Below are 23,254 nucleotides of genomic sequence, written 5' to 3'. Positions count from 1 at the left end.
GCCGTATATAAGGCCGCTTTATTATTTTAAAAAACTTAAAATTTATACTTTCATAATTTCAGCTTCTTTTGTTTTAAGATGCTCATCACAAATTTTTACATACTTATCGGTAAGAACCTGGATCTCGGCTTCAATCCCTTTTATGAGATCTTCAGATACACCATCCAGTTTTTTAAGCTCTTTCAGACCGTTTTGTCTGGCATTTCTTACTACAACTTTCGTATCTTCGGTTTCAGATTTGGCTTGTTTTGCAAGCTCCCTTCTTCTTTCTTCCGTTAACGGCGGAACATTAAGAATGATATTGATTCCATTGTTGGATGGAGCAAAACCAAGATTTGAATTAATAATTGCTTTTTCAATATCATTAATTGCCTTAGCATCCCAAGGTTGAATAGAAATCGTCATTGCATCCGGAATAGAAACATTCGCAACCTGGTTGATGGGAGTCAGTGCTCCGTAATATTCTACCATAACATCCTGAACCATATTAGTAGACGCACGTCCCGCCCTGATTCTTTGAAATGCATGATCCAGGTGCTTTACAGCTGCTTCCATATCATGCTGTACAGACTCTACTATAAGATCTAATTCTTCCATTATATAATAAAAATTTGATAAGTTACACATTAATATAAATGATTAGCAATGAGTAATAAGTAAGTAGACAATAAGTTTTTAACTCTAAACCTTACCTTTAATTATTACAAATCAACTAAAGTACCAACATTTTCTCCGTCTACAATTTTTTCAAGATTTCCGTCTTTGTTCATATCAAAAACAATGATCGGCAATTTGTTTTCGTGGCTTAAAGTAAAAGCAGTCATATCCATTACTTTAAGGTTTTTGGCGTAAACTTCGTCGAAAGATAATGAATTATATTTTACGGCGTTTACATTTTTTTCAGGATCACTGTCATAGATTCCGTCTACTCTTGTGCCCTTTAAAATAACATCGGCTCCGATTTCGATTGCTCTTAAAGTTGCCGCAGTATCCGTTGTGAAATAAGGGTTTCCTGTTCCTGCTCCGAAGATCACTACTCTGCCCTTCTCAAGATGTCTTACCGCTCTTCTTTTGATGAATGGTTCCGCTACTTTGTCCATTTCTATGGCAGATTGCAGTCTGGTTTTGATGCCGGCATCTTCAAGGGCACCCTGCAGCGCCATTCCGTTGATTACCGTTGCAAGCATTCCCATATAATCCCCCTGCACTCGGTCCATTCCCTTGGCAGCTCCTGCCACACCACGGAAAATATTTCCTCCTCCAATTACAATGGCAACTTCACAGCCTTTGTCCACTACTTTTTTGATCTCAGCAGCGTACTCCTGCAGCCTTTCATTATCAATACCGTATTGTCTTTCTCCCATTAAGGCTTCACCACTAAGTTTTAGAAGGATTCTTTTATATTTCATCTTTATTTTTAAATAAATTTTATCTGTTGATTCGTCAGAAATTTGACTTTGCAAATATAATCATTAATAATATTGATTTTTGATTCTATGTTAAATTTTTAAATCTTGTTTAAATGGCCTTTTCAGGAATATTCTCCAAACCTTTAAAGTTTTAAAAAACCTTGAAGATTTAATATTAAAACTATGATTTTCAAAAAACATAAAATTTACCGGTAAATAATGTGAGAAATATTTTGAAAAGTACGAAAAAGGATTATTTTTGCATTACTAATAAACTGAATTGAAGAAAATTGTTATTTTTTCATTATTTCTCTCAGGAATTGTTTCTTATGCACAAACAGGAACAAACGTTTACCCGTTTTTGAACATTCCGGTTTCCGCGAGGCAGGCTGCACTCGGCGGCGATGCAATTTCCGTAAGAGATCATGATGTTTCCTTTGCCATTGCAAACCCGTCTTTGCTCAATAGAGATTCTGATAACCAGCTTTCTGTGAACGCTGCTGCTTATCTTGCTGATTCAAAATACGGAACAATAGCCTATGCTAAAGATTTTGATAACGGCCATATGGCTACCATCAATGCACGGTATATGAGCTACGGAGATATTCCTAGAACAGATGAAAGCGGTTTCGAAAACGGAACATTCAAAGCTTCCGACGTTGCTATCGGTGCCGGATATGCCTATCAGTTTGAAGAAGACTGGACCATCGGTGGCGGATTGAATTTTATCACTTCTAAAATTGACAACTATACTTCTTCTGCCATCTCAGGAAACGCAGGAATTACGTATCACAATAAAAAAAATAAGGAAACGGCTTCTTTAATATTCAGGAATTTTGGCTATCAGTTTAAGTCGTTCAACGGGACAAGGGAAAATCTTCCTTTTCGTGTAGATTTGGGATATACCAGGATTTTTAAAGCCATTCCACTTGCGATTACCATTACTGCACACGATCTTCAGGAATTTAATATTTCTTCGCCATACAATGTAAACGGCCAGGAAGTTAATGTAGGAAGAAAAATTGCCGATCATTTCTCTCTCGGAGCAGAATTGTTTCCGGAAAAAGGATTTAATATCAGACTTGGATATAACGTAAAACGTGGAAATGAGCTTGCAGTAGCAGATCAGAGAAACTTTTCGGGGCTTTCCGCAGGTTTCGGGATTAAATTGTCAAGATTCAGGATCGATTATGCGCACGTTAGATATCACAATTCCACTAATGTCAATCAGATTGGTGTTTCTATAGATCTCGTCAGTCATGCCGGAGAATAATTAAGTAAATAAATTAATATAAGCTGTCCCTGAAATTTCTTTCAGGGATTTTTATTTAAAAGTTTGATGGAAAGCAGGTTCTGGAACAATACACATCACTAGTTACAAAATCATCGATAAAATCCGCTATAATTTACTTGGTTTTTAATAAAAAATCTGGAAATTTGTGTCATGAAAAAACCTGTTATCGCTATCGATGGGTACTCGTCTACCGGAAAAAGTTCAATATCTAAAATTATTGCCCAAAAACTTGGTATCATTCATCTTGATACTGGTGCGCTCTACAGAGGAGTTACCTGGTTTGCTCTGCAGAACTGCCTTAATGAAGACGGATTAATAGATCTCGAAAAGCTGTTTTCTTCTTTTGATGAGATTGAGCTCGAATTTAAAAATGATAACAGCGAGCTGGTTCTTTTTCTGAATCATATTGATATTTCAAAGGCAATCCGTACCAATGAAGTGTCAGAAAATGTAAGTTTTGTCGCAAAACAGAAAGAAGTAAGAGATTTCCTCCTGCAATCACAACGCTCATTGGCAGAAAAAGGCGGTATTATTATGGATGGACGTGACATAGGGACAGTAGTTCTGCCAAATGCGGACTATAAATTTTTCCTGACAGCAAGTATTGATGAAAGAACAAAAAGACGTTATCAGGAACTCTTAACCCTTGGAATCGAAGCGGATGAAGAACAGGTGAAAAAGAACCTTATTATACGCGATAAGATTGACAGTGAGCGGGAAATAGCACCGCTAAAACAGGCAGAGGATGCTATCGTTATTGATAATACCAGCCTTTCCAAAAGACAAACCATAGACAGCATACTTTCATACATCAAAAACATTTAACACTTTTTAATACATGTTTGCCCCCTTTGGTATATTAATTGTACAAATATTAAGCAAGTAAAACTAGTATTATTAACTATTAAAAAAACGAAAAATGTCTAAGAAAAACAATACAGCGGGTATTTTGGCAGGGCTTCTTGCAGGTGCTGCAGCGGGTGTAATTTTAGGAATGCTTTATGCTCCGGAAGAAGGTAAAGAAACCAGAAAGAAAATTAAAGAGAAAGCCAATGACATTAAAGATCAGGCTAAAAACAAATACGGAGAAGTTTCTGAAAAAGTAAAAGACAAGTACAGCAATATTTCTTCTACTTTCAAAGAAACAGCAAGTAGCGTAGCTCACACAGTGAAAGACGGATACGATAAATACAAAGATCAGATTGTTTCAAAAACTGCAGATGTAGTAAAAAATGTAGAATCTGAACTGAATGATCTAAAACAATAAAATAATTTATTTTTTTAGGTAAATTATGAGAAGGAACTTTATAAACAAAAGTTCCTTTTTTTGTAACTTTAAATAAAAACAATGATTGAAACTATTAAAGAATACGCATCGAAAAGAATTGACCTGCTGAAAATTGAAGCCACTGAAAAATCTTCGCTTTCAGCCGGAGTTATTACCTATCTTGTTTTAATGTTGGTAGCCTTTGGTTTTTTCATTATCCTGTTCAACTTTGGGATCGCTTTCCTCATCGGAAAAGCAGTAGGAGGCACCTCTTACGGATTTCTAATCGTGGCGGCATTTTACTTCCTGATTATGATGATTCTCATGGTATGTAAAAAGAAAATCGTAAATTATGTGGCAGATCAGGTTATTAAATTTTTAAATCATTAAACTATGGGCAGAAAGTATGAGAGCTTAGAAGAATTAAGAAGAAAGAAAGAACTGTTGAAACAGGAAATCGAAGGACTGGAAGATCTTCTTACATTCAAGAATACAAAAGAAAGTTTAAGTGCATTCACCAATGGTTTGACAGATCAGTACCTGGAAGAAAAAGTAGATGAAGACGGTGACGAAAAAGTAGTACTGAAAAAAGACGTCATCGCCAAACAGATCACTTCCGAAATAAAAGGAGCACTTATCAATAAAAATACGGCAATGGGTATTGCGGGCTCTGCATTCAAAGGCGATGCTGTAGATACTCTGATTAAACTGGGCGTTACTGCTCTTGTAGGAAACTATGCCAGAAAAAGCCTAAAGAGCTCAAACTGGAAAAGAAAGATAGCCGGAGTTGCATTAATATATCTTGCTCCGATTGCCTTGAGATTCATCAGAAAAAGACTGGAGAATTATCAGAAAAATCAAAGCGTTTCCAGTATGGAACAACTTATTTGAGTCTGAGTGTGGGGGCGTTTGAGTGTTTTGAATTATGTCTAACTCATCAACTCTCCCACTCTCAAACCCTATTGACCTCTTTCACTGAAAAGCTGTCCTAAAATAATTCCGGCTGCCATAGAGACATTCAGGCTCTCGGTAGACTGTGATTGCCCAAATCTGGGGATCATTACACTTTTTTCTAAAAGTCTTTCGGTTTCAGGACGCATTCCATTTCCTTCATTTCCGAGAATCAGATTCATCTTTTCAGGTTTCCTGAACGAATAGATGTTCTCCCCTTCCATATCGGTTCCGATGTTTACATTCTCTGTCTGGGAAAGATATTCTGCCAAGTCAGTATACACAATATTCACCCTTGTGAAAGATCCCATACTGGCCATAATCACTTTCGGATTATAAAAATCAACCGTATCCTTGCTGCAGATAATCTGTTCGATCCCGAACCAGTCTGCCAACCGAATAATTGTTCCCATATTGCCGGGATCCTGGATGCCATCAAGAACAAGCTGAAGATTTCCGTCATCCTGTTTTTTCTCTTCATTAAGGTAGCAGATCGCTACAGAATCTTTGGGATGTTGTAGGAAACTTATTTTTTTCAGCTCATTATCAGAAATATGAGTCAGCGGAACATCTCCTCGGTCCAATTTTTGCGGATCGGTAGAAAATATTTCTTTAATTTTAAAGTTAGATTTGAAAAGTTCAGTGATCGTTTTATTACCTTCAACCAAAAACAAATTGTATTTTTGTCTGAACTTCTTTTTATCCAAAGATTGTAAAACTTTTATTGTATGAGCTGTAAGCATTATAAGAATTCTCCTCAAAAGTATTATAAAATTATATCATTTGCAACATTTGTAGGTCTCCTTTATGCTTGTAGTACTACTAAAAAGGTTCCGGAAGGAGATTATCTTCTGGTGCAGAATAATTTCCAGTTTGAAGATCAAAAAGCTCCTTTCGACGGCGAACTGAAGGGTTATGTTCAGCAAAAACCCAATAAACGGCAGTTTCTTTTCATGCCGCTCAGTTTATGGCTGTATAATGCCGCAAATCCGAAGTACGATACACTTCTGAATGAGTATATGACATATCCGAATGAATTGCGGAACCAAAAGCTGAGAGATTCTCTTTTCATTAAATACAATATGAAAAGCAGTGTGGGTAAAAGTCTTTTTTTCGACAGGTTATATCATAGCTGGGGATCGGCACCGGTAATTCTTGACCAGACCAAAACCGAAAAAAGTGCAGAATCAATAAAGAAAAGACTTACATACCGTGGATATTGGGATGCCGAAGTAAAATTTAAGCATGATCTGGATTCTGCAGCCAAAAAAGCGGCAGTAACATATTTTATTACCCATAAAGACCCTACTTATATCAAAGAATATTATTACAATATTACAGATCCCAAGGTAAAAAATATCTATCAGCAGAAAATAAGAGAAAGTCTTATCAGACAGGGACAGATATTGGATCAGACCGTTCTTGAAAAAGAAGTGACAAGAATCAACGAACTGATGAAAGATTATGGCTATTATAAATTTAATAATCTCGGGGATGAAATTTATTTTGTAGCCGATTCGATCAAAAGCAGAAAACAGGTTCCTTTAACGCTCGAAATTCATAAAGACTCACTCGATAGACCTTACAAAGTATCGACAATTGGAAATATTGATATTGCCATCGTCGATGAAGTGGGAGATTATCCTAAAAATACAAAAAAAGACAGCTTAAGAGGAATACGTTTTCATAAGATTGACAATCAGTATGACTCAAGAGCAATATGGCGCGCCATTACGGTTGGAAATAAGCAGGTGTATGATCAGAAAAAATTTGATCTTACAAGAAGGAATCTTTTGGCAATGAATAATTTCAGCATCCTTAAGTCGAGAGATTCTTTAAGGCATGGCGGCGGCGTTGCTCCCAACGACAGTATTGTTGATGTGATGTATGTGCTCAAACCGCTTCCGAAATATGAGCTGAAGCTGGGTACGGATGTTAATTACTCCCAGTTGCTGAATCTTGGGGTGTCCCCTTCGGTGGATCTTACAACAAGAAATGTATTTGGAGGAGCTGAAAACCTTTCTACAAGTCTTGCAGGAACCTTTGGTTCGATAAGAAGTACGAAAGATATCAGCAGCAGGGTTCTGGCTTATGAAATTTCCGCGCAGGCTTCCCTGAATTTCCCGAGGTTATTGCTGCCTTTCGATTATTATAAATTACTGCCAAAAAGATACAGCCCTACTTCATCCATCGTATTGGGAGCTTCGGTTCAGAATAATATCGGTCTCGGAAGGGTAAACTTTAATACAGGCTTAAATTATCTCGCAACCGTAAACGACAAGGTATCTCACAGGCTTACTTTATTCAATACACAGTTAAGTTTAACAAAAAATAAGGATGCCTATTATGATTATTTTGTGAACGATGAAGCGATCAGAAGTGAAATATTTGACGATTATTTTGCTTTTAAACCTTCTGTAGCGCAGCAGTTCAGTGCGGGTCAGCTTACCATAGATGAAGTTTCAAGACGTATTACATTAGATACGGAATATACCGCATCGCTTAATCAGCAAGGCGCCGACAGGTTTATCGCTTTTGTAGGAACATTAATCAATAAAGACAGACAGACTCAGGATGTTTTAATCTCTTCCTTCATTTATAATTTCGTTTATAATGAAATTGGTAAAAAAGATTATCCGAACTCTTTTTATTTTAATGGTAAAGTAGAGCTTGCCGGTAATATCTTCAGTATTTTTAATCAGAAAAGAAATGAGGGCGGAATTGTTACCAGCCCGGAAAGAACTATTTTCGGGGTTCCTTACGCACAGTTCGTTAAATTTGATTTTGATGTAAGAAAGTACTTTAAATTTAACAACAATACTCTTGTACTCCGACAGTTTGTAGGAATTGGTATCCCGTACGGAAACTCTTCCAGTATGCCGGTAATACGTTCGTATTTTAATGGTGGGGCAAACGATATCAGGGCGTGGGTTCCTTTTGGAGGATTGGGTCCCGGAGACTCTCAAATTGACGAGCGTGTGCGTACCTACATGACCGAAAATATGAAGCTTACAACCAACGTTGAATTCAGGGTGCCTTTTAATGACACTTATGAAGGAGCGCTTTTTACGGATATCGGTAACATCTGGTCGTTGAAAAATTCTAATGAAGTGGCGTCAGATGAATTTAAGTTTAATAAATTCCTGAAACAAGTTGGTATAGGAAGCGGTTTTGGATTAAGGGTGAATATTGCTTATATCACATTAAGACTCGATCTTGCCTACAAAATGTATGATCCCAACAAACCGGAAGGCGACCGATGGAGGCTGAAGTATTTCCAGCCGTTTAAACCGACACTGAATATTGCCTTCGGATATCCGTTCTAATCCGGGGAAATGCCTAACGCAAAATACACAACAGCAACCGTTCTGGCTAGAATCTCCCGGAACTGGTTTCTGTAGTAGCTCTCGGGCTTGGTAACGTCGCGGGCATCAAATCCCAAGGCATTCATATTATTGTTTCTTGCGAAAAGAAGCGCCCGGAGATTATGAAATCCCTGTGATACAATAATGACATTATCTTTTTTATATACATCTTTGCAACGCAAAATACTTCGGTAAGTATTGAAACCTTTCGGATCTTCTATGATTATGTCTTCAGGAACTCCTTCCTGATAGATCAAATAGTTTTTCATCGCAGCAGGCTCATCGTATCCTTTGCTTTTTTCACCGCTTACCAGGATTTTTTTGATTTTTCCGTGATGATAAAGCAAGGCTGCCGCATCCATTCGTTTGGTAAAGTACGGATTGGATTGCCCGGATCGCATTTTTGGTGAAGTTCCCAGCACCAGAGCCACTTCTCTCGGCGGAATTTTGGAGATCTTGTTGTAAGTTCTCCCATCCGTGAGTGCAAAAACCCAGGCATTGGCAAGGCATATCAGCAGAATCATCATTTCCGCTGATATTATTATGAGGTTAAATATGTTTTTTATTATTCTCAACTCAGATCAAAGTTAAGCTTTATTTTCTTGCTTTTTGCAACAGACATACACGCCAGGACATGTCCCTTTTCTTCCTCTCTTTCCGTAAGGTATTCATTCTCCAGTAATTCTACTTCACCTTCTTCAAGAATACATTCGCAGCTTCCGCAAATCCCTGATTTACAGGAATACGGAACCGCAAATTTCTGAATAAGCAATTGCTGTAATATTCTCTCCTTATTATCGGGAAGTTCAGTAATATATTTTTTCCCAAGCATGGTAAATTCAATATTGATATCTTCAATGACAGGAAATTCTTTTTCAACAGGATAAATATCGTCATTATATTCCTCAAAAAGTTCAAAATGAATATTTCTCTTGGGAATCCCATGGTGATAGCATGCATTGGCCAGTGTCTTAATCATATCCCCTTTTCCGCAGATCAGCACTTCATCTACAGCATCCCAGATCGTAGATTCTTCGTCGGTATCATCCAAGTGAAGGATTTGATTAATAATCAATGCCAGTTTCCTGTCATCCAGTCTTCCGTGAAAAAAGCTGTTTGAGGTTTTTTCCTTAGAAAAGAAATAAAAAATCTGTAACCTGTCTCCGCAATTCTTTGCAAGATTGTCCAGTTGCTCACGGTATATTAAATCGTCAGAAGACTTATTACCAAAGAACAGAAAAAGTCTTGTTCTTGGCTCATTATGCAGAATATTTTTAAAATGGCTGAGAATCGGGGTGATTCCTATACCTGCTGCAAAACCAATAATTGTCCGGAATTCGCTGGGTTTGGATATAAGTGTAAATCTTCCTGCCGGTTCACTTACCAGCAGAATGTCCCCGACATTATAATTTCTGAATAATTCTGAAGTGTCTCCTTCCGGTGAGTTGATCTTTATTCCCAAAGCGATTTTCTCTTCATACGGAGCAGAAGTCATTGAATAATCTTTAATCACTTCTTGCCCGTGAGCATTGAATTTTATACTTACAAACTGTCCTGCTTCAAACATGAAATTCTCTTTCAGATTCCCGGGAATTTCAAACTCCAGAGAAAAAGTATTTTTGGTCAGTTCTTCCTTTTTCGTTATTTTTAGCCAATGAAACTTGGTAAGTTTCCCTTTATAGATTTGTTGTTCCATACTTCAATTCAAAAATAGATAAAAAATAATGAAAAAGATAATCTTATCCTCGCTTTTCCTGATTTCAGTTTTCAGCTGTAAAAAAGAAAACACTAAAACGGAAGACGGAATGGCAGCACAGGATTCCGTATCCGTGTCGGAGCCTAGCAAAGCTCCTGCTGTTCTTAAAATGTACACTGCTGAGCAGACTTCCAAGTTTTTAAGCAAAAAGAATGACACTTTATATGTTACGAATTTTTTTGCTACCTGGTGCGGACCTTGCGTTAAGGAAATTCCTCATTTTAAAAATAAAATTCAGGAACTTAACGGAAAGCCCGTTAAAATCACCTTTATAAGTGTAGACAGTAAAAATGACTGGAATACAAAAGTTCCTCAGTTTGTAGACGAACAGGGAATCCGCAATAACACGGTTTTACTTGATGGCCAGCTTTTGGGTGGCGATTTTTTTGCCGCTAATTTTAAAGAATGGGATGGCAGTGCAATTCCTTTTACTTTCATGAGAAGAGGTGATAAAACCGATGAAACCTTGGGAATGATCAGTGAAGAACAGCTTACCGAAAAGATTAATTCTCTTTTAAAATAAAACATCAGACTTTTTATGTCAGATAAATTTAAAATCCTGTGTTTGGTTTTATTTTTTGCCATTCTTTTGGCAATGATTATAAACCTGAATACAGGATTTTTAAGTTTACATTTTCAGGACTTTTTTTCGGAATCCTCAAGCAGCCAGATTGCGGAAATTCGTGTAAACCGTGTTTTAGTAATACTTTTGGCCGGAATTTCCATTCCTACTTCCGGGTTTCTGATGCAGGAATATTTTCAGAATCCTCTTGCCGGACCCGACATTTTAGGAATCACTTCTGTGGCCAGTTTATCGGTTGCTTTTTATATTTTTTTTTCACATGATATTTTCCTGCCGGAGTTTCTTCAGAATAGCTTTTTAAGCTTTGCAGCTATTGGGGGAAGCTTATTGCTGATGCTGGTTTTCCTTGGCATAACCAGAAAGTTTCAGGATAAGTCTTATCTCATCATTTTTGGATTTCTGATATCAGCCTTTGCAGGAGCGATCGTTTCCCTGCTGCAATTATATGCAGAAAATCAGAGCCTGAAAAACTATGTTTTGTGGTCTTTCGGAGCAAATAATATGGTGTCGAGAAATCAGATTTATGTTTTATCCATCTTAATTCTAGCGGGTTTATGGGTCTGTTTTAAAGCCATAAAACCTTTGATTGGAAATTCCCTGGGAACATCGTATGCACAGAGTCTGGGAGTGAATCTGAATCAACTTAAAATATTAATAGTTGTTGCTTCTTCCCTGCTTTCAGCTTCTGTAACGGCTTTTCTAGGTCCGGTTTTGTTTATCGGAATTATTGTTCCTCATTTCTGCAGACTGGTCTATAATCCTGCAAAGCTCTGGCAGCAATGGATTTTAAACATGTTTTTAGGAATGCTGATCATGTTGATCTTTTCAATAATCGCAGAAAAAACTCAGATTCCGTTGAATGTGATAAGTTCAGTCTTTGGAATTCCTGTGATTTTGGGAATGCTTTTGAAGCAGAATAAAATATGAAAGTGAATTGTGAATAAGTAAATTGTTAATTTTAAATTCTCTCGCGGATTTTGCAGATAGCGCAGGTTTTTGAGTATACTTTTTAATTTTATTCCAGGTTTGTCATTCCGTAGGAATCTAAATTAACTTTGTAGAGATGCTTCCAGTATGACAAAATAAATATAAAAAATTAAACATGTCATTTAGTAATAGATTAAAATCTGTAAAAATCCTCGAAATCCGCGGGAAATAAAAACAAAATGCATTTACAAATCAAGCAAGCAAACATCGGTTACAATAAAACCTTAATCTCCAATGCAGATACCAATTTGAATTTGGGTGAGGTCTGCCTGTTGATTGGTAATAACGGTGTAGGTAAGACAACCCTAATTAAATCCATATTACATCAGGTACCGCTTCTCAAAGGCGAAATTTTCATCAATTATAAAAGTATAAGACAACTTTCTGCCAAAGAAATTGCGGAGCAGATCGCTATTGTTTTTTCAGGTTCCGTTATTCCGCAAAATTATACCGTTGAAGACCTGATCTCATTAGGAAAATATATTTACTATCCTTTTTATTTCGAGCTTAAAAAAGAAGACCGGGATGAAGTTTTGCACATCATTCAAGCGCTGGATCTGGTTCAGTATAAAGATACGCCGCTCAGAAACCTATCTGATGGCAATCTTCAGAAGGCTTTTATAGGAAGAGCTATTACACAAAATGCTCCTATCATTATCCTTGATGAGCCAACAACGCATCTGGATGAGAAAAACAAGATTATCATTCTTAAAACCCTTCGGACACTTGCTAAGGAACATAATAAGCTAATTCTTTTTTCGTCCCACGACTGGAGACTGGCAAAAGAATTTGCTGATAAGATCTGGTATGTAAAAGAAGAACATTTATATACAGGTATGGTAGAAGACATTCTCTTACAGCATGAAGAACTCACAAGGGCTACCCTTTTTGAGATCAATCCGGAATATGTTCCGCCACACATCATTGCTCCGGACGTGTACAAAGAAATGTTGTTTTCATTACTACAGAAAAATTTCAGAAAAGATCTTTCCAGATTCACATTTGAATTTAAGAATAAACAGTGGACGATTTCAGGATTTGCAGATATTCATCAATGTAAATCTTTTGAAGAAATTATTGTTTTATTGAAAACCATCTATTAACAATTGCCTTTCTTTATTAAATTGATATACTATGCATGCATAATATTATGCTCATCATATCAATTAAGACTTTTATTTTCAATCTGTTAACAAATTTTAACGTAAATAAATACTATGCATGCATAATATTTACTATATTTGGGTAAAACCTTGATATAAAAATGATGGATAACAAGAAAGAGAAAATAGAGAACGTTGATTTAATTCTGAAACAAACCTGGCTTGCTGTTTCCAAGATGTATACCGAAATGGCTCAGGAACACGATTCTACGGCTGTTCAGGCACTTACTCTCCTCAAAATTGATCCTAAAGAAGGAACAAGAAGTACAAATCTTGGACCTAAAATGGCTATTGAGCCCACTTCATTAACAAGAATTATAAAGCTTCTCGAAGATAATGGCTATATCTACAAAGAAAAAACCACTACAGATAAACGGGAAGTTATCATAAAGCTTACTGATAAAGGTCTGCATTCGAGAAACATGTCTAAAGAAGTCGTCGTTAACTTCAATAAAAAAATTATGGAGAAAATTGCTCCGGAAAAGCTTGAAACTTTCAAAGAAGTGATGACCGAGATCATGAAAATCGCCACAGATTTAAACAACAGAAAATAACTTTAAAGTATTTTATATTCTGAAAGAAGAATCAATTGTAGATATTTAAAACGGAAACTTTCAGGATTCAGAATAACGGTAACATTAAAACAATTACAAATAATAAATCAAATGAAAAGAAGAATCAAACACGTTACAGTTCTTGGTTCAGGAATTATGGGAAGCGGTATTGCGGCACACTTCGCCAACATTGGCGTAGAAGTTTCGCTGCTGGATATTGTTCCCTTTGAACTTACTGAAGCGGAACAGAAAAAAGGTTTGACCAAAGACGATAAGGCGGTAAGAAACAGGATTGCCTCAGAAAACTTTGAAAAACTTAAAAAAGCGAGTCCTGCCCTGCTCTATTCTCCGAAATTTGCCGATAGAATTAAAGTAGGAAACTTTGATGACGACTTACAAAAAATAAAAAATACAGACTGGATCATTGAAGTTGTTGTTGAAAGACTTGACATCAAAAAATCCGTTTATGAGAAAATTGAGCAGTTCAGAAAACCGGGTACATTGATCTCTTCCAATACATCCGGGATTCCTATTCATTTCTTAACAGAAGGAAGAAGCGAAGATTTCAAACAATATTTTGCAGGAACACACTTTTTCAACCCTGTAAGATATCTTCCTCTTTTAGAAATTATTCCAACCAATGATACGCTTCCGGAAGTGATTGACTTCTATATGAGCTACGGCGCAAAATACTTAGGAAAAACAACCGTTTTAGCAAAGGATACTCCGGCGTTTATTGCCAACAGAATCGGTGTTTTCTCAATGATGGATCTTCTTCACAACGTTCAGAAATTAGGTTTAACCGTTTCAGAAGTTGATAAATTGACAGGTCCGGTAATTGGCCGTCCGAAATCCGCTACTTTCAGAACAGCAGATGTTGTAGGTCTGGATACTTTGGTTATGGTGGCAAACGGAGTTCGCCAAAGCGGTGCTGAAGCTAATGATTTTAATGATGTTTTCGCTCTGCCGGATTATATCCAGAAAATGGTCGACAATAAGTGGTTAGGATCTAAAACAGAACAGGGCTTTTATAAAAAAGTAAAAAATGCAGAAGGAAAATCTGAGATTCACGGGTTAAATCTTGATACTTTAGAATATGAACTTCAGGGTAAATCTTCTTTCCCGACACTGGAATTGACTAAAACAATTGACAAGCCAATTGACCGATTTAAAGTATTGATTGGCGGAAAAGATAAGGCCGGAGAACTGTACAGAAAATCTTTAGGTGCATTATTCGCTTACGTTTCTCATAAAGTTCCTGAAATCTCTGATGAAGTTTACAAAATAGACGATGCCATGAGAGCCGGATTCGGTTGGGAAAACGGTCCGTTTGAAATCTGGGATGCCGTTGGCGTTCAAAAAGGTGTTGAATTGGCTAAAGATGCAGGCTATGAAGTTTCAGACTGGGTTAAAAATTTAGAAACATTTTATAAAGTTAATGATGAAGGACAAAGCATTTACGTTGATAAAAACTCCGGTGAATACAATAACATTCCGGGACAGGATGCTTTTATTATTTTAGACAATATCAGAAAAAACAAAACACTGTGGAGCAATTCCGGGTCCGCTATTGAAGATTTGGGCGACGGAATCATCAACTTTGAAATCCGTTCTAAAATGAACTCTTTAGGAGGCGAAGTTCTGGATGGATTAAACAGAGCGATTGATTTAGCTGAAAAAGAATATGACGGATTGGTTGTCGGAAATCAGGGAACCAATTTCTCGGTAGGTGCCAATTTAGCAATGATTCTGATGATGGCTATTGAACAGGATTGGGATGATCTGAATATGGCAATCGCTTATTTCCAGAAATCAATGATGAGAGTTCGCTACTCCTCTATTCCTGTAGTTGTTGCTCCTCACGGAATGACGCTGGGTGGTGGTTGTGAGATGACCATGCATGCCGACAGAGTGGTTGCTGCAGCAGAAACATATATCGGACTGGTTGAAACCGGAGTCGGTGTTATTCCCGGCGGTGGAGGAACTAAGGAATTGACCTTAAGAACATCAAGAGAATTTCACAACGATGACGTGAAGAACAACAGACTTCGTGACGCTTTCATGAATATAGCTATGGGAAAAGTAGCTACTTCCGCTTATGAAGCTTACGATATGGGAATTCTTGAATATGGAAAAGATATCGTGGCAGTAGATAAAAGAACGCAGATTAAAACCGCAAAAATGCTTGCTAAAAGCTTAGCAGAACACGGTTATACTCAACCTATCGAACAAAGGGTAAAAGTTTTAGGTAAAGATGCGCTTGGAATGTTCTATGTAGGAACCGACCAGATGCTTACCGGAAATTACATCTCCGAACACGATAAGAAAATCGCAGACAAGTTAGCCTACGTCATGGTGGGAGGAAATCTTTCCGAACCAACCGTGGTTACAGAACAGTATTTATTGAATCTTGAAAGAGAAACTTTCCTGCAGCTTTGCGGAGAGAGAAAAACATTAGAGAGAATTCAATATATGTTGCAGAATGGTAAACCGTTGAGAAACTAACAGAGCTTCGTAGAAGCGAACTGTTAATAGCATAATAATAAAATTAATAAAGCTAAAGTTTTTGAGCCAGGAAAGGGCGAAATAAAATAGCATCGGGTGAAACCCGGTGTAAATCCGAAATAATTTAAACAAATGAAAACAGCATATATCGTAAAAGGGTTCAGGACTGCCGTTGGTAAAGCACCAAAAGGGAGTTTAAGATTTACAAGACCTGATGTGATGGCGGCAACCGTAATTGAAAAATTAATGGCTGAGCTTCCGCAATTAGATAAAAATAGAATTGATGACCTGATTGTAGGAAACGCTATGCCCGAAGCTGAACAAGGCTTAAATGTGGCACGTCTGATTTCCTTAATGGGTTTAAACACCGATAAAGTACCCGGAGTTACCGTAAATAGATACTGTGCATCAGGAAGTGAGGCGATTGCCATTGCTTCTGCAAAAATTCAGGCCGGAATGGCAGACTGCATTATTGCCGGAGGTACAGAATCTATGTCGTACATTCCGATGGGAGGATATAAACCTGTTCCGGAAACAGATATCGCCAAAACAAATCCCGATTATTATTGGGGAATGGGTTATACTGCGGAAGAAGTAGCGAAGCAATATAAAATCACGAGAGAAGAACAGGACCAGTTCGCTTTTGAATCTCATATGAAAGCCTTAAAAGCCAATCAGGAAGGCAGATTTGCCAGCCAGATTGTTCCGATTCCTGTTGAATATAATTTTCTGGATGAAAATCAGAAGATTCAGTCCAAAAAATTTGATTTTTCAGTAGATGAAGGTCCGAGAGCTGATACTTCTTTACAAGGTTTAGCTAAATTAAGACCGGTTTTTGCCAACGGAGGAAGTGTAACCGCCGGAAACTCATCACAGATGAGTGACGGAGCAGCCTTTGTGATGGTGATGAGCGAGGAAATGGTAAAAGAATTAGGATTGGAACCGGAAGCAAGATTGGTTGCTTATGCAGCTGCAGGATTAGAGCCAAGAATCATGGGGATGGGACCAATTTATGCCATTCCGAAGGCTTTGAAACAAGCTGGTTTGGAATTAAAAGATATTGAATTAATAGAATTGAACGAAGCATTCGCATCGCAGTCTGTTGCTATTAAAAAAGAATTAGGCTTAAATCCGGATATTCTCAATGTAAACGGAGGGGCAATTGCTTTGGGCCACCCTCTTGGATGTACCGGAACGAAGTTAACCGTTCAGCTTCTTGATGAAATGAGAAAACGCGGAAACAAATACGGAATGGTTTCGATGTGCGTGGGAACAGGACAGGGAGCAGCAAGCATTTTTGAATTGCTTTAATACAATGTCAACAGGCAAGAAAATTTCTCTTTTCATTATTATTTCAATCGTATTAATTATCTATTTTTTTGGATACAATTATGATTATAATAATAGTTATTGGATATCAATGTTATTCTTTGTATTAATTTTATTCAGCTATGTTGGGCTAACATTATCTACATACGAAAAGGTTGTGGGCGAAAATCCAGGAAAATTCTTCTGGTATCCTTGGAAAAAAATAAAATATGTTTTTCTAAGTGGTGTTATGACAGTGTTCTCAATTATCTTGATTTTTAGTACGCTGTCTATTTCGCTTGAATTAGCAAAACAAAGAAAGTATAAATTTTTAAACTCAAAAGAAACCAATAAAATAATCGGATTTATTTCAAAGCTTGACAGTATTCCACAAAGATATGGAAAGAGACCAGTAGCCTATCTAAGCTATAGTGTTAAAGAAAAAAAGTTTGAATTTGAACTCGAAAATCAAAATTCAAAATATAAATTAAATCAAAAAATTAAAATTAAGTATTCGTTAAAACATCCTGATATGTTTGAAATCTTAGAAATAAATAGAAATTAAATAAAAATCAAGTATTAAATGGGAAATATAGTAAAAGGTGGTGAATTCTTAATTAAAGAAATTCCTGCAAACGAAATTTTCAGTCTTGAAGAACTGAATGAAGAACAGAAAATGCTTCGCGATTCTGCGAAAGAATTTATAGACAGAGAAGTAGTTCCGCATCATGATCGTTTTGAGAAAAAAGATTATGCATTAACGGAAGAAACAATGCGTAAACTGGGAGAAATGGGAATGCTGGGAATCACTGTTCCTGAAGAATACGGCGGTCTTGGAATGGGATTCGTCAGTACAATGCTGGCTTGCGATTATGTTTCGGGAGGAAATGGCTCATTAGCAACAGCTTACGGAGCTCACACCGGAATCGGAACACTTCCAACCCTTCTTTACGGAAGTGAAGAATTAAAAAAGAAATATCTTCCGGATCTGGCTACTGGAACGAAATTCGGAGCTTATTGTTTAACGGAACCCGATGCCGGTTCTGATGCCAACTCTGGAAAAACAAGAGCGAAATTATCTGAGGATGGAAAACATTACATCATCAACGGACAAAAAATGTGGATTTCCAATGCAGGCTTTGCAGATACATTCACTTTGTTTGCCAAAATAGATGATGATAAAAACATCACAGGTTTCGTAATCAACCGTTCTGAACTTGAAAATCCTGAAAGCTTAACTTTCGGTGAGGAAGAGCATAAATTAGGAATCCGTTCGTCTTCTACCCGTCAGGTTTTTTTCAATGATATGAAAGTTCCTGTTGAAAATATGCTGGGTGAAAGAAATAACGGTTTCAAAATCGCTCTAAATGCATTGAATGTCGGCAGAATCAAGTTGGCTGCAGCCAACCTTGACGGACAAAGAAGGATCTTAAACCACTCTATTCAATATTCAAATGAAAGAAAACAATTTGGTGTTTCTATCTCAACTTTCGGAGCAATCAGAAAGAAAATTGCAGAAATGGCCACCGGAGTTTTTGTAAGTGAAGCAGGATCTTACCGTTTGGCAAAAAATGTTGAAGATAAAATTGCAGAATTAGTTGCAGGCGGAATGGATCATCAGCAAGCTGAATTAAAAGGTGTTGAAGAGTTTGCGGTAGAAGCATCAATTCTTAAAGTTTTTGTTTCAGATCTTACTCAAAATACAGCGGATGAAGGAATCCAGATTTATGGAGGAATGGGATTCTCAGAAGATACTCCAATGGAATCTGCATGGAGAGATGCAAGAATCGGAAGAATTTATGAAGGGACCAACGAAATCAACAGACTTCTTGCCGTTGGAATGTTGATCAAAAGAGCAATGAAAGGGGAATTAGACTTACTGTCTCCGGCGATGGCAATCAGCAAAGAACTGATGGGAATCCCATCGTTTGATGTTCCTGACTACTCTGCTTTTATGAGTGAAGAAAAAGCGATCATTGCCAATCTTAAAAAAGTATTCTTAATGGTTTCAGGAGCCGCTCTTCAGAAATATATGATGGATATTGAAAAACAGCAGCATTTGTTACTGAATGCCTCTGAAATTCTTAACCAGATCTATATGGCAGAATCTACAGTGTTGAGAGCTGAAAAACATTTCTCACTGGATTCTGTAGAAGCAGCAATGGCTCAGCTGAATCTTTACAAAGCCGTTGAAAAAATCATTACTGCAGCAAAAGAAGGAATCGTTTCTTTCGCCGAAGGTGATGAGCAAAGAATGATGCTGTCCGGATTAAGAAGGTTTACAAAATATACCAACCATCCGAATGTAGTGGCATTAACAGAAAAAATTGCTGCCCATTATATTGAAAAAGGAGCTTATTAGTCTTTTATATATAAATTTGATTTCAAGGCGTCTCAATGTTGAGACGCTTTTTTTATTGCAGCAAATAAATATCAAAATGAACCGTACAATGTAATAAAAATAAGGTTTAAATTGTTTTTACTATACCTACCTATAGTTTAATCTTAAAGATTTTTACTGATGAAAATACTAGTAATTCCGGTTATATTGTTTGCAGTGTCTGCTTCGGGACAGCAAAAAGAAAAGAAACTTCTGATACCTCCTGATACGACGAAACAAAAGAAGTTTTATTTCCGCGATAAAGCAATGAAGCCGGCCGATCCTCAAAGAAAAATATACAAAATGCCTTCCGCAAAACCTGATGAATCGGTATATTCCAGCCTTAAAGACAAGAGAAAAGATACTACGGATTATAAGATGCTTAACTCGATAATACCTCAAAAAGGTCCGGATAATAAATAATTATATTTGAAATTAGGCATGCATGCGTATTACACGAAATTATTATTAAAAAAATGTCTCAAATGTTGTGGCATTTTTTATTTTTGTACTCTACTTAGTGAAGATGACAAAAGAAGAACTACTCAACAAAGCGATAAAAATAGCCGATAAGGCACACAAAGGTCAGACAGATAAATATCATGCGCCCTACATTGCCCACGTCATGCGCGTGATGGAATACGGAAAAACCATGGACGAAAAAATTGTGGGCGTTCTGCATGATGTTGTTGAAGACCATCCACAGGAATACAGTCTGGATTATCTTCGTGGTGAAGGCTTTCCGGAATATATCATTTTTGCGATCAGCTGCCTTACAAAGTTTGACCCGGATGAAGAGTATGATGATTTTGTAAGAAGAACCGAGCGTTCACCATTAGCCGTTGCTGTAAAACTTAATGATTTAAGAGATAATATGGATCTTAGAAGAGTAAACCGAGAATTGACCCCAAAAGATATCAAAAGATTTAATAAATACCTTAAAGCTTATCACTACCTGATTGAAAAATATTAGATAAAAATGATTAATGATTGATTAGCGACTATGCTTTTTACATGTGGATGATTAAATTTCATTTTAACTAACATCATTGCCTCTCATTGCAAACTTAAGATTAATTTAAGGCTAAAAATTAAGCAATAGTTTAATCCGCACCAGGGAAGTCATATGTCTTTTTAGGATGCTTCGTCCCGTCGATATTGATGTTTAAAGCCAGGTATACGAAGTGGAAATTTTTATTTCCCGAAGCTTCAAATTCCCTCTGCCATAAATAACCTCCGAGAACACCGAAGTAGTCGTCAATCTGATAGCCGAAACCGCCATATACCCTGTTCCTGGCAAAAGTAGGCTTCATCGGGCTTACAAGGAAAATTTCATCGTATACATTGGCAAAAACAGTTCCTTTTTTCACTTCTTTTGCATTCAGCGGAACACTTACATTCAGACGGTAACGGTAACGCATTCTCTCCGAGCTTTTATCAGTCTGCGGTTCATAAAACCAGCTTTTTTCAGCTCGTAATCTGTTTTCGAACTTCACGATCCCTTTTTTAAAATCGATGACGTCCTGAAGCCATACCCTGAATTCCTCTTTATTAATTTTCTTATCCTTATAAGTGGCGTATCTTCCCAATCCGATAAAAGGTTTGTGGTTTTTGGTAAGATTGTAGCCCAATCCACCCTTTATCTCATAATAATCCGGATATGTATATTCCTGGATTCCTCTCGACTGTCCTTCAGCATAAAGAAAAAATTTCGGATGAAATTTATATGTTACGGTCAGTGCATTGAAGCTGGAAATATGTTCCTGTGCTTTGAAGAATGTTACACTTAAAAATAGCCCCAAGCCTAATCCTAATGAGAATTTCATCTGAAAAATTTTTGCAAATGTAAATTAATTAACAATTTGTTAATATTAACTTTAATTCATCAATAGTTAACAATTATTTAATATTAAAATTATAAGATAATCCTAAATGAAACCACCTTTGTGGCATTGGAACCCCAAATGTTTCTGTATATGAAGTATTTGTTAAATTATTAACAAGAACATACACCGAAAAATCTTTTTTAACAAAACTTAATTTATCATCGACAAGATTGTAGCTGCCGTTATTCAGTCTTTCGTTATAACGGTAGACAATTTCATTGGTGAAGTTTTTCAGGAAGCGTGTTTCCAGTTTGGCAATAAACTGATGCTTTAAATTATCCAGAAGATATCTTGTCGAAAAATCCGCAGGTTTGTTTAACTTGTTATCAAGATAAGTGTATCCGACAGTATATTTCAGCCAGTCCTTCAGGCGGTGGTTAAATTCTGTCTCAATTCCTTTTATGGTTGTCTGCCCGATATTTTGAGCGTACCACACCGGATCTTCCGGTTTCATTTTTGTCCAGTCAATAGCATCATTCGTATCTCTCACAAAACCGCTTATTTTGGCTAATATATTTTTGGTCTGAAACTGATACCCGATTTCTGCATAGACTGCATTTTCAGGTAAAAGATCAGGATTTCCCTGCTCGGTTTTGCTTGTATAATAAAGATCGGTGAAAGTAGGAATACGATGAACTTTTGCAATATTTCCATACACCTTGTTGTTTTGGTTAAAGCTGTATCCTACATCCAGTCCCGGATAGAAAAAGTTGCCTTCATTAGAATAATTGGCCCATGATATTCCCGGACTGATATTAAGTTTTTTGTCCAGCAAAGAAAAATGATGCTCGAAAAATACCTGAGACACAAAGCGGTTTCTTTCACCAAGATTATTGCTTGCCAGAAATTCTTTTCTCAGCTCAACTCCGATTCCTGTTGTTCCTAATCCCCAATCATAGCTGGAATTAACCTCTCCGCCAACATTATTTCCGATATGCATGTTGCGGTAGATTTCAGGCTTTTGCCTGTTAAAAAGATACATATCCTGCCCTCTTCGCCAATACACATTTGAATTTAATTTTAATTTTCCAAACGTCTGCTGATGAGCAAGACTTATCACAGAAGCCTGTGTTTCTTCATATTGTTCCGTTGCGGCTTTTGAGGCATAGAATCCGTTGGCCCCGAATTTCTTTTCAGAAAAACCAGCCTGAAGTCTGATGCTTCCGTCTTTTATATTCAGCTTGCTTTGATAAAAAACATTCCTGATTTCATAATCCGTATTGTACATATAACCCTGTGATCCGGAAGAATTCGCCTGCAAAGAATTGGAAAATTTTTCATTTCCAAGTTGTGCGTTGAACCCCAGTTCATAGGTTTCATAATCACCGCCTTCCACGTTTACTTTTACCCTTTTGCCCGGATCTATTTTGGTAATGATATTAATAACCCCGGCATATGCATTTTGCCCGAAACGCCTGGCTGCCGGACCTTTTATGACTTCAATTCTTTCTACGTCGCCAAGATCCACAGGAAGGTTCATCGAATTATGCCCCGTCTGGGAATCATTCATACGGATTCCGTTCAAAAGTAAGAGTACCTGCTCAAAAGAGCTTCCCCGAAAACCGATATCACTCTGCACTCCATTGGCGCCTCTCCTTCTGATATCCATTCCCGTGACCTGCTGCAAGATTTCATCAATACTTTTTGCAGGTGAATTGATAATTTCTTCCCTCGTGATAACGGTGATATTCTGGTTGGCACTTTTAAACGGTGTGGAAAAAAGCTTCCCCTGAATTTCAATAGTCTCGATATCAGTAGACTTTTCCTGTGCCTGTGCGAAAAATAAAGTTCCGAGAAAAAAAATACTTCCTGCTCTTCGTATCATATGTCAGAATTATAGTTAATT

Annotated in this window: 23 protein-coding genes; 16 read left to right on the top strand and 7 right to left on the bottom strand. The window is 37.1% G+C overall.

What is annotated here, in order from left to right; translation table 11 throughout:
• Positions 1-42: 42 nt before the first annotated feature.
• On the bottom strand, positions 43-597 hold the full coding sequence (gene frr, locus HHL20_RS07540) for a ribosome recycling factor (protein ID WP_169230539.1): 555 nt from the start codon (positions 595-597) through the stop codon (positions 43-45).
• Positions 598-701: 104 nt separating this feature from the next.
• The gene (gene pyrH / locus HHL20_RS07535; protein ID WP_169230538.1) at positions 702-1,409 is read right to left on the bottom strand and encodes a UMP kinase; all 708 of its coding nucleotides are present in this window, start codon (positions 1,407-1,409) and stop codon (positions 702-704) included.
• Between the two features lie 280 nt (positions 1,410-1,689).
• Between pyrH and porQ the strand changes: the two genes are divergently transcribed.
• The 5 genes from porQ to HHL20_RS07510 all read left to right on the top strand — a co-directional run bounded on the left by porQ (position 1,690) and on the right by HHL20_RS07510 (position 4,861).
• Entirely contained in the window at positions 1,690-2,682 is a 993-nt protein-coding gene (porQ, locus tag HHL20_RS07530; RefSeq protein ID WP_169230537.1) for a type IX secretion system protein PorQ, read from the top strand.
• 171 nt (positions 2,683-2,853) lie between these two features.
• Positions 2,854-3,528, top strand: a complete 675-nt coding sequence (gene cmk / locus HHL20_RS07525) for a (d)CMP kinase (protein WP_169230536.1) — start codon at positions 2,854-2,856, stop codon at positions 3,526-3,528.
• 94 nt (positions 3,529-3,622) lie between these two features.
• A complete protein-coding gene (locus HHL20_RS07520; protein ID WP_169230535.1) occupies positions 3,623-3,970 on the top strand; it encodes a YtxH domain-containing protein in 348 nt (115 codons plus the stop codon).
• An 81-nt stretch (positions 3,971-4,051) separates the two neighbouring features.
• Complete coding sequence (locus HHL20_RS07515; protein ID WP_169230534.1) at positions 4,052-4,360, top strand: phage holin family protein; 309 nt, start codon at positions 4,052-4,054, stop codon at positions 4,358-4,360.
• Positions 4,361-4,363: 3 nt separating this feature from the next.
• Complete coding sequence (locus HHL20_RS07510; protein WP_169230533.1) at positions 4,364-4,861, top strand: phosphoribosyl-ATP pyrophosphatase; 498 nt, start codon at positions 4,364-4,366, stop codon at positions 4,859-4,861.
• Between the two features lie 68 nt (positions 4,862-4,929).
• On the opposite strand, the gene HHL20_RS07505 is transcribed toward HHL20_RS07510, so the two are convergent.
• Positions 4,930-5,664, bottom strand: a complete 735-nt coding sequence (locus HHL20_RS07505; protein WP_169230532.1) for a TrmH family RNA methyltransferase — start codon at positions 5,662-5,664, stop codon at positions 4,930-4,932.
• Between HHL20_RS07505 and tamL the strand changes: the two genes are divergently transcribed.
• Positions 5,650-8,247, top strand: coding sequence for a translocation and assembly module lipoprotein TamL (gene tamL, locus HHL20_RS07500; protein WP_169230531.1), 2,598 nt, complete (start codon positions 5,650-5,652; stop codon positions 8,245-8,247). The two genes, HHL20_RS07505 and tamL, sit on opposite strands and share 15 nt — an antisense overlap.
• Here tamL and HHL20_RS07495 read toward each other — a convergent pair.
• Complete coding sequence (locus tag HHL20_RS07495; protein WP_169230530.1) at positions 8,244-8,861, bottom strand: SanA/YdcF family protein; 618 nt, start codon at positions 8,859-8,861, stop codon at positions 8,244-8,246. The two genes, tamL and HHL20_RS07495, sit on opposite strands and share 4 nt — an antisense overlap.
• Positions 8,858-9,982 (bottom strand): iron-sulfur cluster-binding domain-containing protein, encoded by a 1,125-nt coding sequence (locus HHL20_RS07490; RefSeq protein ID WP_169230529.1) that lies wholly within the window; start codon positions 9,980-9,982, stop codon positions 8,858-8,860. The genes HHL20_RS07495 and HHL20_RS07490 overlap by 4 nt, the downstream gene beginning before the upstream one ends.
• A 28-nt stretch (positions 9,983-10,010) precedes the next feature.
• Between HHL20_RS07490 and HHL20_RS07485 the strand changes: the two genes are divergently transcribed.
• The 10 genes from HHL20_RS07485 to HHL20_RS07440 all read left to right on the top strand — a co-directional run bounded on the left by HHL20_RS07485 (position 10,011) and on the right by HHL20_RS07440 (position 20,495).
• Positions 10,011-10,565 carry a TlpA family protein disulfide reductase gene (locus HHL20_RS07485; protein ID WP_169230528.1) on the top strand — a complete coding sequence of 185 codons (555 nt, stop codon included), beginning with the start codon at positions 10,011-10,013 and terminating at the stop codon, positions 10,563-10,565.
• 15 nt (positions 10,566-10,580) lie between these two features.
• Positions 10,581-11,552, top strand: coding sequence for an iron ABC transporter permease (locus HHL20_RS07480; RefSeq protein WP_169230527.1), 972 nt, complete (start codon positions 10,581-10,583; stop codon positions 11,550-11,552).
• Positions 11,553-11,791: 239 nt separating this feature from the next.
• A complete protein-coding gene (locus tag HHL20_RS07475) occupies positions 11,792-12,715 on the top strand; it encodes an ABC transporter ATP-binding protein (protein WP_169230526.1) in 924 nt (307 codons plus the stop codon).
• Positions 12,716-12,879: 164 nt separating this feature from the next.
• Entirely contained in the window at positions 12,880-13,329 is a 450-nt protein-coding gene (locus tag HHL20_RS07470) for a MarR family winged helix-turn-helix transcriptional regulator (RefSeq protein WP_169231145.1), read from the top strand.
• Positions 13,330-13,440: 111 nt separating this feature from the next.
• Positions 13,441-15,834 carry a 3-hydroxyacyl-CoA dehydrogenase/enoyl-CoA hydratase family protein gene (locus HHL20_RS07465; protein WP_169230525.1) on the top strand — a complete coding sequence of 798 codons (2,394 nt, stop codon included), beginning with the start codon at positions 13,441-13,443 and terminating at the stop codon, positions 15,832-15,834.
• 132 nt (positions 15,835-15,966) lie between these two features.
• On the top strand, positions 15,967-17,145 hold the full coding sequence (locus tag HHL20_RS07460; protein WP_169230524.1) for an acetyl-CoA C-acyltransferase: 1,179 nt from the start codon (positions 15,967-15,969) through the stop codon (positions 17,143-17,145).
• Positions 17,146-17,149: 4 nt separating this feature from the next.
• Positions 17,150-17,707: a hypothetical protein gene (locus tag HHL20_RS07455; protein WP_169230523.1), complete on the top strand. Its 558-nt coding sequence runs from the start codon at positions 17,150-17,152 to the stop codon at positions 17,705-17,707.
• A gap of 18 nt (positions 17,708-17,725) precedes the next feature.
• Positions 17,726-19,504 carry an acyl-CoA dehydrogenase family protein gene (locus tag HHL20_RS07450; RefSeq protein ID WP_169230522.1) on the top strand — a complete coding sequence of 593 codons (1,779 nt, stop codon included), beginning with the start codon at positions 17,726-17,728 and terminating at the stop codon, positions 19,502-19,504.
• A 159-nt stretch (positions 19,505-19,663) separates the two neighbouring features.
• Positions 19,664-19,945: a hypothetical protein gene (locus tag HHL20_RS07445; protein WP_169230521.1), complete on the top strand. Its 282-nt coding sequence runs from the start codon at positions 19,664-19,666 to the stop codon at positions 19,943-19,945.
• A 103-nt stretch (positions 19,946-20,048) separates the two neighbouring features.
• A complete protein-coding gene (locus tag HHL20_RS07440) occupies positions 20,049-20,495 on the top strand; it encodes a phosphohydrolase (RefSeq protein WP_169230520.1) in 447 nt (148 codons plus the stop codon).
• A gap of 130 nt (positions 20,496-20,625) precedes the next feature.
• Here HHL20_RS07440 and HHL20_RS07435 read toward each other — a convergent pair whose 3' ends face one another.
• Together HHL20_RS07435 and HHL20_RS07430 are read right to left on the bottom strand one after the other, a co-directional pair.
• Positions 20,626-21,348 (bottom strand): DUF2490 domain-containing protein, encoded by a 723-nt coding sequence (locus HHL20_RS07435; RefSeq protein WP_169230519.1) that lies wholly within the window; start codon positions 21,346-21,348, stop codon positions 20,626-20,628.
• 73 nt (positions 21,349-21,421) lie between these two features.
• The gene (locus HHL20_RS07430; RefSeq protein ID WP_169230518.1) at positions 21,422-23,233 is read right to left on the bottom strand and encodes a TonB-dependent receptor plug domain-containing protein; all 1,812 of its coding nucleotides are present in this window, start codon (positions 23,231-23,233) and stop codon (positions 21,422-21,424) included.
• Between the last annotated feature and the right edge of the window lie 21 nt (positions 23,234-23,254).

The organism is Chryseobacterium cheonjiense (assembly GCF_012927265.1).
GTDB classification, from domain to species: Bacteria; Bacteroidota; Bacteroidia; order Flavobacteriales; family Weeksellaceae; genus Chryseobacterium; species Chryseobacterium cheonjiense.
The sequence above is the reverse complement of the archived record's forward strand: the minus strand, read 5'-3'. Positions and strand labels throughout refer to the sequence as shown.